This window comes from Pedobacter superstes, from assembly GCF_037622515.1.
Taxonomy (GTDB): domain Bacteria; phylum Bacteroidota; class Bacteroidia; order Sphingobacteriales; family Sphingobacteriaceae; genus Paradesertivirga; species Paradesertivirga superstes.
Genome location: NZ_JBBJCN010000007.1, coordinates 49,125 through 61,501, shown reverse-complemented (window position 1 = coordinate 61,501; position 12,377 = coordinate 49,125). Strand labels below are relative to the sequence as shown.

At 39.8% G+C, this 12,377-nt stretch carries 7 protein-coding genes; 2 read left to right on the top strand and 5 right to left on the bottom strand.

The window, feature by feature from the left end; translation table 11 throughout:
• Window positions 1-15 precede the first annotated feature (15 nt).
• Both WG906_RS16720 and sucD read left to right on the top strand, forming a co-directional pair.
• The gene (locus WG906_RS16720; RefSeq protein WP_339993986.1) at window positions 16-1,806 is read left to right on the top strand and encodes an ABC transporter ATP-binding protein; all 1,791 of its coding nucleotides are present in this window, start codon (window positions 16-18) and stop codon (window positions 1,804-1,806) included.
• 131 nt (window positions 1,807-1,937) lie between these two features.
• Window positions 1,938-2,819 carry a succinate--CoA ligase subunit alpha gene (gene sucD / locus WG906_RS16715; protein ID WP_339993985.1) on the top strand — a complete coding sequence of 294 codons (882 nt, stop codon included), beginning with the start codon at window positions 1,938-1,940 and terminating at the stop codon, window positions 2,817-2,819.
• Between the two features lie 178 nt (window positions 2,820-2,997).
• On the opposite strand, the gene WG906_RS16710 is transcribed toward sucD, so the two are convergent.
• From WG906_RS16710 to WG906_RS16690, 5 genes are all read right to left on the bottom strand, one after another.
• Window positions 2,998-3,258, bottom strand: a complete 261-nt coding sequence (locus WG906_RS16710; RefSeq protein ID WP_339993984.1) for a hypothetical protein — start codon at window positions 3,256-3,258, stop codon at window positions 2,998-3,000.
• Between the two features lie 67 nt (window positions 3,259-3,325).
• Window positions 3,326-5,872, bottom strand: a complete 2,547-nt coding sequence (locus tag WG906_RS16705) for a PKD domain-containing protein (RefSeq protein WP_339993983.1) — start codon at window positions 5,870-5,872, stop codon at window positions 3,326-3,328.
• Window positions 5,873-6,076: 204 nt separating this feature from the next.
• The gene (locus WG906_RS16700; RefSeq protein WP_339993982.1) at window positions 6,077-8,347 is read right to left on the bottom strand and encodes an aconitate hydratase; all 2,271 of its coding nucleotides are present in this window, start codon (window positions 8,345-8,347) and stop codon (window positions 6,077-6,079) included.
• Window positions 8,348-8,533: 186 nt separating this feature from the next.
• Window positions 8,534-11,305 carry a bifunctional aconitate hydratase 2/2-methylisocitrate dehydratase gene (locus tag WG906_RS16695; protein ID WP_339993981.1) on the bottom strand — a complete coding sequence of 924 codons (2,772 nt, stop codon included), beginning with the start codon at window positions 11,303-11,305 and terminating at the stop codon, window positions 8,534-8,536.
• 421 nt (window positions 11,306-11,726) lie between these two features.
• The gene (locus tag WG906_RS16690) at window positions 11,727-12,344 is read right to left on the bottom strand and encodes a polysaccharide deacetylase family protein (RefSeq protein WP_339993980.1); all 618 of its coding nucleotides are present in this window, start codon (window positions 12,342-12,344) and stop codon (window positions 11,727-11,729) included.
• Window positions 12,345-12,377 lie beyond the last annotated feature (33 nt).

Sequence of the window (12,377 nt, the reverse complement as noted above, 5' to 3'; positions counted from 1 at the left end):
TATCCCGAATAATTTATGACAAAAATTGCAGGCAAAGCATACGACATCAGTTTACTAAAACGGATCTTTAATTACGTAAAGCCTTATCAGGGGATTTTTATATGGTCTGTTGTACTTACTCTGGCACTTGCTATAATAGCACCGCTTCGGCCCCTGCTTATACAGTACGCTCTCGATAATTATATTTTCACCAATAACTACAAGGGATTACTCAATGTAACCCTGTTAATGATTTTCCTCCTGCTTGCTCAAACTATTATTCAATACTTTCATACCTATTTAACTAATACTCTTGGCCAGTCCACTATTCGTGATTTAAGGATCAATGTATTTAAGCACATCAGTAAACTTAAGCTTCGATTTTTTGACCGAACGCCTATCGGACAATTAATTACCCGTACAGTTTCTGACCTGGAAACCATTGCAGATATATTTTCAGAAGGGTTGATTGTCATTATCGGAGATATACTGCAACTCATCGTAATCTTAGGAGTAATGCTTTATACCGATTGGAAATTAACATTAGTGGTACTTGCTCCTATGCCCCTGTTAATTTTTTCAAGCCTGATTTTTAAAGAAGCTATAAAGTCTGCTTTTCAGGACGTCAGGACTCAGGTGGGCCATTTAAATACATTTCTGCAGGAGCATATATCAGGCATGAGCATTATTAAATATTTTGCCCGGGAAAATCAGGAAATGAGAAAGTTTAAGCAAATTAACGCTAAACATCGTGATGCAAACATTCGTTCTAACTGGTATTATTCTATTTTCTTCCCTGTAGTAGAGATCATTTCAGCCCTGTCTATGGGACTGTTGGTCTGGTATGGCTCCAAATTGATAATTCAACATGATATCTCCCCCGGAGTTGTGGTTTCTTTTATTATGTATATTAACATGATGTTCAGGCCGATCCGGGAACTTGCTGATAAGTTTAATACTCTGCAAATGGGTATGGTTGGTGCCGATAGGGTTTTTAGCGTTTTAGACAATACTGATATTGAAGAAAATAACGGGAAATTTATCCCGGAAAAAATGAGAGGACAAATTTCTTTCGAAAATGTCTGGTTTACTTACAGGCCAGACAAAGATGAGCATGAAGAAGAAAACTGGATTCTTAAAAACATCAACTTTTCAATTAACGCGGGCGAAACCCTTGCATTGGTAGGTGCCACGGGTGCAGGCAAATCATCAGTAATCAACATTCTGAACAGGTTTTACCAAATAAGTAAAGGAAGTGTTAAAATTGATGGAATAGATATCAGGGAATACGAACTCAATTATCTAAGGACACAAATTGCAACTGTTATACAGGATGTTTTTTTGTTTTCTGATTCTGTTTCTAATAATATAACACTTAATAACAGGCAAATAAGCAGAGAACAATTAATCTCCGCTGCTAAAGAAACCGGGGCGCACGAATTTATCGAACGTCTTCCGGGTGGATACGACTATGATGTCATGGAGCGCGGTTCAACTCTGTCATCGGGCCAGGGACAATTAATTTCTTTCATCAGGGCCATGGTTTATAATCCCAAAATATTGGTATTAGATGAAGCAACCTCATCAGTAGATACTGAAACAGAATACTTAATCCAGCAAACTATAGAAAAACTGATGAAAGGTAGAACCTCAATTGTCATTGCTCACCGATTATCCACAATACAAAATGCCGATAAAATTATTGTTTTGGATCATGGAGAAATTAAAGAAGCAGGCTCCCATCAGCAACTTTTAAAACTGAATGGTTATTATAAACGGCTTTATGATTTGCAATTTAATTCAATAGGAATAGCAAAAAGTCTTTAAAACAGCCTAAAAGTTGGCTGTTTTTTACAATAACTTCAATTTTAGATTAAAAAGCGATAAAATTTCTGTAGTTCTAAAAATTAATTGCAAAAATTTTATCTAAGTTTGTACAACTTTAGAAAAAACGTCAAATGAGTGTATTAGTAAATAAAGATTCAAAAGTTATAGTTCAGGGCTTTACAGGCAACGAGGGTACGTATCATGCATCGCAAATGATCGAATACGGAACTCAGTTAGTGGGCGGAGTAACTCCGGGTAAAGGTGGTCAGACACATTTAGACCGACCAGTTTTTAACACCGTAAAAGATGCTGTAGATAAAACTGGTGCTGATGTTTCTATCATATTTGTACCTCCGGCGTTTGCTGCCGATGCAATAATGGAAGCTGCTGAAGCTGGAATAAAAGTTATCGTTTGTATCACCGAAGGCATTCCAACTAAGGACATGATTCAGGTGAAAGAATATATTTCCGACAGAGATTGCCGTCTTATCGGGCCAAATTGCCCGGGTATAATCACTGCTGACGAATCAAAAATTGGCATTATGCCAGGATTCATTTTCAAAAAAGGATCTGTTGGAGTAGTTTCTAAGTCAGGAACCTTAACATACGAAGCAGTTGATCAGGTTGTTAAAGCAGGCCTGGGTATTACAACAGCTATCGGAATTGGTGGAGATCCAATTATCGGAACTCCAACAGTTGAAGCTGTTAAGCTATTGATGAATGATCCGGAAACAAAAGGAATCATCATGATTGGTGAAATTGGTGGAGGCATGGAAGCTGAAGCTGCATATTGGATTAAAGAAAATGGTACTAAACCTGTTGTGGGTTTTATAGCTGGTCAAACTGCTCCTGCAGGACGTCGTATGGGTCATGCCGGTGCTATCGTTGGTGGTGCTGATGATACTGCTGCCGCTAAAATGAGAATCATGGCAGAGTGCGGAATTCGAGTAGTAGAATCTCCCGCCGAAATTGGCGCTGCAATGGCTGAAGAATTGAGCAAAGTTTTTGCTTAGTTTCCAACCGAATAATGTATTGAATCCTGGCTCATAGCCGGGATTTTTTGTTTTAGATTATTATTCAAAAACATTTAAACAGGACAATTACAGCACTTTTAGTTATTATTAATCCTACCGATGTCAAGGGTAATTAAACATTTTTTTATCACAGATCAATTAGAAGGACATTGAAAGCCTAATCCATTAAATAATCCATTTCAATTGCTGCTCCAAGACTCTGTATATCCTCATCTGTAAGATGCACTTTACTATGTTCCGAAAGCATCCAATAACCATCGCTATTTTGAGAAATCGCACCATCAATTTCATGCTCTTCAGGCGAAAGTTCTCCACCTTCAAAATCATCGAAAAAACGGAGAACAAAGCCAAACTTTTTCTCAGCTAATACTTGTACAGTAACATCCGTCTTTACGCCGCTCATGATGAATTGTGTCATAAACTTTTCCATAAAGTAATAAGGAATTTTAAAAAAAATGGTTTTTAAAACTAAGGATTTTGACAGCTCACCTTATCACAGTAACAGATCCTGATTTCTTAGTTGAAACGCCGTTTAAGTCTACAGTATGCAGCACATAATAATAGGTACCAACCGGAAGCGGTTCTCCTTTATACAAACCCTTCCAATTATCAAAAATATCAACAGATTCAAAAAGAGAAGTTCCCCAGCGATTAAATATCTTGATATTGTAGGATACCAGGTTAGTTATTGTCACTACAAACTCGTCATTAATGCCATCTCCGTTAGGTGTGAAAGTATTCGGAATAAATAGTGCGTTGCCTGCTTTAATAACAAATCTTCCCTTCATTACAGAAGCGCTGCATACATTACTCTTAAAAGCCGTTAAGCTTACACTATAATCTCCCGCGTGGGTATAAATATGAGATGGATGAAGCTCTTCAGATGTTTCACCATCACCAAAATCCCATAAATAAGTATCAGCATCTGCAGACATATTTGTAAACTGTATCGTAACTGGAAAAGAAAGCTTGGCCGGAATGTTAGGTATTGAACTAAATGCTGCGGTAGGATTTTTTAAGATTGGAGGAATTATGATGGAATCAGGCCTTGTACTACATCTCCCCATCGAAACAACCAATGTATATCGGCCAGCTACCCCATATCCGTTCACTGGTATCCTTACAGCTGGTTCGCTCGAACTAAAATTATTAGGGCCCCTCCATTGATATGTTGCACCAGCTTGGACTTCGGTACTCAAGAAGATAGTGTCCTTTAAACAAAAGTCTGGCTTATTTGACGAAATAACAGGTTGCTGAGGAACAGCGGGAACTTCCAGAGTTTTAACAAGGGATACAACGCAGCCTGCATCGCCTTGAGCTTCAAGACCAATACTTCTTACACCGGGCGAGTTGTACGTGATGGTAAAAGGACCCTGACCGGTACCACTAGCCTGGCTGGCCCCGCTTCCAAAATCCCACTTTAAGCTATTGAAATCCGTTGATAAATTATTAAAAGTAAACGATTGCTGATTTGTGCAAGAATTGTTTTCGGTAATACTAAAATTGTTAACCGGGGTCTTACTTATTGGGGGAATGATAATTGTCTCAGCATCACTTGTACATCCAAATATAGTTACAGTTAAGGAATAGACGCCTGCAACATTATAGGTGGCTACCGGTATCAAGACCTCCCGTAAGGACGAGATAAAACCATTAGGGCCAGTCCATTTGTAAACGGCATTTGTCTGATTTGGGGTATTGAGTGTAATGATTTCACCGAGGCAATAGCCAGATTTGGTATTATTTATGATTGGTAATGGAGGCTTAAAGCCAACACTAAAAGTTTGGGACGATACAGTAAAACAGCCTTTGTCACCTATTGCTTCGAGTACAACGGTTTTAATTCCAGGGGTAGAATAAGTAATAGTATGAGGACCAGGGTCTGTCGAATTCGGGATATTGGCGCCGCTTCCAAAAGTCCACCTTAAGCTGCCATAATTAGTTGACTGATTAGTAAATACATAATTCTGGCCTGAGGTGCATGGTTGATTAATATCTAAACTAAACTTGGATTCCGGGCCAAGGAATTGTCCGGTCCCTGAAAAATCTATCGTAAACCCATTATTTGAACTCGAGAAATTATCCACAAGTAAGGCATAGACATGTCCCTGCTGCATATCAATGTATTTAACAAAACCATTTTGACCGGCTCCACAACCACCGGCCTCGTTAAAATCGGTCTCTGTCATATTTAAACCAGTTTTATAATAAAGCGCTTCATTTCTGCAACCCGAATTATCAACTCCATGCCCGGCAGCACAGCGGATTGCATTAGCAGCAGTGACGTTACCACAATTCCCTATGATTCCTAAATCATACAAAATCCAGTCAATATCATCATTGGAAACTGTTGGAGTGATAGTAAAAGCAAGCGTTCCATTATTTTCAGCCGTCCATTTATACCATGCACTATTTGCTTCGGTCCCCAGACAAGTTCCCGCAGCTTCATGATTATTTATACCGGCTCCTGTAACATTCAACTCCGTAAAACTTGTGCGGCTGCACAAAACAGCCGCTGTAGAACAGTCCTGTCCGGGCTTAAGAATGGGGTTGTAATTGTTTACACAAAGCTTAAAAGTACCAGTACTGTTCGATGAACTTATCCGGATGTAATACTCGCCTCCTATCGTTAATCCACCTTTGTAAAAAGTGGCTGCATTATTAGCTGAAGACATATTACCGACTATTGTGCTGAAGTTCTGACAATCGGGAGTTGAATACAACGCTACCAGAGGCGACTGAAGCGTTCCGCCCGTACTTCCCCCTCCGGTAACGTTTCCACTGACAGAAATGTTAATATCGTAAGCTATTGCAGTAAACTTTAACCATATATCTTTCCCCGCGCCAGGCCAATTAGGGGCTGCAGGCAGTCCGCTTTCCGTAGCGTTTACTGTAGTAAACTGGGCGTCAGCAGAGCAGTAGTTGCGTATGTTGTTTAATACGATGGCTGTACTGCATTCATCATTTGGATGCTGCTGTGCCCGAACAATTATACTTAAGAAAACCAATGCCAGAAGGCAAACGTATTTCACAGATATCTTAAAATTAGTTAACTAACATACGAATAATTAATGCCATGCGATACACTTCATAACACTTACACCATTCCATCCAGCAAACAAGGATATTAAATAAAAACGTCGCACAACCCTCCTTCAATGAACTCAGAATCTAAATCTAACAAGAAACCCCAGCCGTCTCCGATTGGGGTTTCCATTAAGCCTGAAATCTTATGATTAAGCCTGTTGTTGGTTCATTCTGATAATGTTCAACGCGGCACCAGCCTTAAACCATTCTATCTGCTGCTCATTATAGGTATGATTCACATGGAATGAATCTTTAGATCCATCAGCGTGGTGTAAAATAACCTTGAGCTGTTTACCAGGGGCAAAACTAGTTAATCCTTCAACATCAATCACGTCATCTTCATAAATCTTGTCATAATCAGCAGGATTTGCAAAAGTTATACCCAACATACCTTGTTTTTTAAGGTTAGTTTCATGAATACGGGCAAAAGATTTAACCAATATAACCCTCACTCCTAAATGGCGGGGCTCCATTGCAGCATGCTCACGAGATGACCCTTCTCCGTAATTCTCGTCACCAACTACAATCGTTCCGATTCCGGCTGCTTTATAAGATCTTTGTGTAGCCGGAACAGGTCCATACTCACCCGTTATCTGATTCTTAACTAAATCGGTTTTGTCGTTGAAATAGTTAACAGCACCAATTAGCATATTATTCGAAATATTATCAATGTGACCACGAAATTTCAACCATGGGCCAGCCATTGAAATATGATCGGTGGTACATTTACCTCTGGCTTTAATCAGCAGGCGTAACCCTTTTAAATCGGTTCCCTCCCAGGCTGGGAAAGGCTCAAGAAGTTGCAAGCGGCTTGACCGAACATCAACCAATACACTTACACCACTTCCGTCTTTTGCGGGGGCCTGATAACCTGCATCTTCAACGGCATATCCTTTAATCGGCATTTCCAATCCCTGAGGCTCATCTAATTTAACCTGTTGGCCATCCTCGTTTGTCAGTGTATCAGTCATTGGATTAAAAGTAAGATCCCCGGCAATAGCCAAAGCCGTTACAATTTCCGGAGAAGCTACGAAAGCGTGGGTATTAGGATTTCCATCCTGACGCTTAGCAAAGTTTCTGTTGAACGACGTAATAATAGAGTTTTTACGGGTCGGATCATCCGTGTGACGAGCCCATTGTCCGATGCACGGACCGCATGCGTTCGCCAATACAACCCCACCTATTTTATCAAAAGTATCTAAATACCCATCGCGTTCTACAGTATAACGAACAAGCTCAGAGCCCGGTGTAACTGTATATTCAGCTTTAGTTTTAAGGTTTTTATCAACTGCTTGCTGCGCCAGAGAAGCCGCACGGGTAATATCTTCGTATGAAGAATTGGTACATGAACCAATTAAGCCAACTTCTAGTTTTGCCGGCCAGCCGTGCTCTCTTACTGCATCTGCGAATTTAGAAAGAGGCCATGCTAAATCCGGAGTAAACGGACCATTAATATATGGTTCAAGTTCTGATAGGTTTATTTCAATTACCTGATCGAAATATTGCTCAGGATTTGCATATACTTCATCATCACCTGTTAAATGTTGTTTTACCTGATTTGCAAGTTCAGCGATATCGCCTCGCTCTGTTCCACGTAAATAAACTTCAGATTTTTCATCATATCCAAAAATAGATGTAGTGGCGCCAATTTCAGCACCCATATTACAAATAGTCGCTTTGCCTGTTGCGGACAGAGAACGGGCCCCTTCACCAAAGTATTCTACTATTGCACCTGTACCACCTTTTACGGTAAGAATACCTGCTACTTTTAAAATAATATCCTTAGCTGAGGTCCAGCCAGAAAGTTTACCCGTTAATTTAACCCCAATAAGTTTAGGAAATTTAAGCTCCCACGCAAAACCTGCCATTACATCGCAGGCATCTGCTCCGCCAACTCCGATCGCTATCATACCCAAACCACCAGCATTAGGTGTGTGTGAGTCAGTGCCAATCATCATTCCTCCCGGAAAAGCATAGTTTTCAAGAACAACCTGATGTATAATACCTGCACCTGGTTTCCAGAAACCAATGCCATATTTATTAGATACAGATGCAAGGAAGTCATACACCTCTTTATTTGTATCATTAGCTATTTGCAGATCTTCGGCCGCTCCAACCTTTGCCTGGATTAAGTGATCGCAATGTACTGTTGATGGTACCGCAACCTGAGGCCTTCCCGCCTGCATGAATTGCAAAAGAGCCATTTGAGCGGTAGCATCCTGCATAGCTACTCTGTCCGGAGCGAAGTCAACATAAGAGGTGCCACGAGCATACGCTTGTTGGGCATTACCTTCCCACAAATGGGAATAAAGAATTTTTTCAGTTAAAGTAAGTGGTTTACCAACTGCTTTTTTAGCCGCTTCTACTCTATCGCCGAAACGAGAATAAACAGCTTTAATCATTTCCAAATCAAAAGCCATAATCTACTTCAATATAAACAAAAGTATTAACCATTGAACACAGAAAAAGTTGCAGACGAAAAACCTGCGATAAAAAATGACATTATTTTCGCAATAGCTTTAAAAAAAACACAAAAAAAACCATTCTGTTTTTCAGAATGGTTTTGGAGATATTATACTCAGGCTCTCACCTGATGTATACTAAATTTAGTTTACTAACTCCTTGTGGGAAGGTGCAAACTTAGTAAGGTTGATACCTTCTACCGCTGTTCTATATTCATCAATTGTAGGAGTTCTGCCAAGTATTGTAGAAAGAACCACAACCGGCGTAGACGAAAGCAAAGATTCTCCTTTTTTACCCTCAGTATCTTCCACCACTCTTCCCTGGAAAAGACGTGTCGAAGTTGCCATTACGGTATCTCCTTTAGCTGCTTTTTCCTGGTTACCCATACAAAGGTTACATCCCGGACGCTCGAGGTACAACATCTTTTCGTATTCGGTACGTGCCGCACCTTTAGGGGCATTATCGTCAAATTCGAAACCCGCGTATTTCTGTAAAACATCCCAGTCGCCTTCAGCCTTCAACTCATCTACAATATTATAAGTAGGCGGAGCTACTACAAGAGGAGCTTGAAACACTACCTTACCTTGTTGTTCTTCGATGTTTTTAAGCATTTGAGCAAGAATCTTCATATCTCCTTTGTGAACCATACAGGAGCCGATAAATCCAAGATCTACTTTTTTATCTCCACCATAAAAAGATAGCGGTCTGATTGTATCGTGAGTATATCGTTTAGAAACATCAGTGTTGTTCACATCCGGGTCAGCAATCATTGGTTCTACAATCAGATCAAGATCAACAACCAGGTCAGCATAATACTTCGCATTTGCATCTGGAGTAAGCGCTGGTTTTTCACCAGATTTAATTTCCGCAATTCTCTTATCTGCTTTATTGATCAATCCCTGAAGAACTTGCTTCTCGTTGTCCATTCCCTTATCGATCATGATCTGGATTCTACCCTTCGCAATTTCCAATGATTCGATCAACGTGTCATCTTCAGAAATACAGATGGAAGCTTTTGCCTTCATCTCTGCAGTCCAGTCGGTAAAGGTAAATGCCTGATCAGCTGTAAGCGTTCCAATGTGCACCTCAATGATTCTACCCTGGAAAACATTCTCGCCACCAAATTTCTGAAGCATCTGAGCTTGTGTTGCGTGAACAACATCACGGAAATCCATGTAACTTTTCATTTCTCCCTGGAACGTTACTTTCACAGATTCAGGAATTGGCATAGAAGCCTCGCCAGTAGCAAGAGCCAAAGCAACAGTCCCTGAGTCGGCACCAAAAGCAACACCTTTAGACATTCTCGTATGCGAGTCGCCACCGATGATGATAGCCCACTCATCCACAACAATATCATTAAGAACCTTGTGAATTACATCCGTCATCGAGTGATAAACGCCTTTCGGATCACGAGCAGTGATCAAACCGAAGTCGTTCATGAATTTCATCAGTTTTGGAATATTTGCCTGAGCTTTTTTATCCCATACTGAAGCAGTATGGCAACCTGATTGATATGCACCATCAACTATTGGCGAAATTACTGTAGCAGCCATAGACTCCAATTCCTGAGCGGTCATCAAACCAGTAGTATCCTGAGAACCTACTATGTTAACCTGCACACGAACATCCGAACCAGCGTGCAACACTTTGCCTGAAATCGTGCCAACAGCGTTTCTATTAAATATTTTTTCTACTGCTGTAAGACCTTGTCCCTCATAAGAAATCTCTTTTGATGGAGCAAATACAAGAGGAGTTTCGATTTCCAGAAGCTTAGCAGCGAATGTCTGTAGTTTTTTACCAAATACAATTGCGTATGAGCCACCAGCTTTGATGAACTCCATCTTTTGAGGAGTGAATGCCTTAGAGATGTCAATCAGCTCTTGGTCGCCATTGTAAAGTTTCTTCGTTTTAGTATTGATTGTAAGAACAGTTCCAGTAGCTACAGAGTACGTCTGTTCAAGAACTGGCTCACCTTTTTCATTCCGAACAACGTTTCCCTCTGCATCCAGCTTTTTCACCCAGTTTTTCAGGTCAATGCCGATACCACCGGTAACATCAACGGTTGTAAGGAAAATTGGAGATATGCCGTTTGTGCCTCCAACAATTGGAGCGATATTTACAAACGGAATGTATGGACTTGCTTGTTTACCAGTCCAAAGAGCCACGTTATTTACGCCCGACATTCTTGATGAACCAACACCCATGGTGCCTTTCTCAGCAATCAACATCACACTCTTGTCGGGATGCTGTGCCTGCAATGCCTTAATTTCAGCTTGTGCCTGAAGAGAAATCATGCATTTACCGTGCAATTCACGATCTGAACGGGAGTGAGCCTGATTACCCGGAGAAAGCAAATCAGTCGAAATATCACCTTCGCCAGCAATAAAAGTTACTATTTTAATTTCTTCAGCTATCTCAGGAAGTTTGGTGAAAAATTCGGCCTGAGCGTAACTTTCAATAAGTTCTTTAGCTGTTTCATTACCGTTTTTGAATGCCTCCTTTAACCGATCTGCATCGGCGTCATAAAGGTAAACTTGTGTTTTAAGTACGTTTCCAGCTTCTTTTGCAATAGAGGCATCATCACCTAATGCCAGATCTAACAAAACTTCAATAGAAGGTCCGCCTTTCATGTGAGATAATAACTCAAATGCAAAAGCAGGTGTGATTTCGTTTACTACAGACTGACCAAGAATGATTTCTTTTAAAAATTTAGCTTTCACACCAGCAGCACTCGTAGTACCTGGTAAAGTATTGTAGATAAAAAAGTTAAGAGAATCTTCGCGATAGGCGTTACCTGGATCTTTAATTTGCGTAATAATTTCGCTTAATAATTCAGCACCGTCAATTGGCTTTGGATGAAGGCCCTGGCTTGCTCGTTCTTCGATCTCTTTTATGTAATCCTTATAAGTGTTCATATATAATTATAGAAAGGCTTTCAATGTTAAAAAACAGTATTATTAACAGCGCAGTACAGCTAATTTTCTCGATAAGAGCCTGCGCATACTGCATTGCGAAACGGCCAGGAACAAAATCATCCTAAAAAGCACCTTTTTGGCATAGCTTGTCAAGCCTTTCCTTCCCACAACTGAGAATAAAGGTGATTTAAGTTAATGTTAGTGCTTTGCCTACAGTTTTTCTTTCCGCTTCTTCGCGACCAGCATGATTACTGTAAACTTTCTGACCCTTTTCTATATCAAATTCCTTTTGTAGCTAACTTTTAATAAATAAAAATGAGCCATAAGGATAGATTTTGGCAAAAATACAAAAAATGACCAATAGATATTGTCTAAATCATATCAATTTTTATTTAGAAAAATTCTAAGGTGTGGATGTATATTAATTTAAGTTCTTAAACAAAAAGCCTCTGTCACTCCAATAATCTAGCGCCTTAGGCAACACATATTTCAACCTGTCAAATGCTTTTAAACTATCGTGAAAAACAATTATAGAACCCGGAACTGTTGTACTTAACAGATTCTTTAAACATTTTTCCGGTGATACATTCTGGTCAAAATCTCCACTCAAAACATCCCACATAATAACTTTAATTTCGGGACGTAGAATTTTCAGCTTCATAATTTGCGATTTTTTGATTTTCCCGTAAGGCGGCCTAAATAAATCAGATGTTACATAATCTGCACATTCATCAATATTTTCAAGATACTTTTCATCATCAGTATTCCAACCATTTAAATGGTTAAAGGTATGATTTCCGACCGAATGGCCTGCTTTAATAACTTCCTGATAAATCTCAGGATGCTTTCTTACATTATCTCCTATGCAAAAAAAAGTGGCTTTTGCATTGTGTTCGGCCAGGGCTTTAAGTGCAAAAGGTGTTACTTCGGGTATAGGCCCGTCGTCAAAAGTAATATATATGCTATTTGCAGATGGCTTTTTCCAAACAAGTCCGGGATACATCCATCGCAAAAAGAAAGGAGTTTTAACAAAATACATCTTCGTCAGGTCTAGCTTTTATCAATTGCCTAT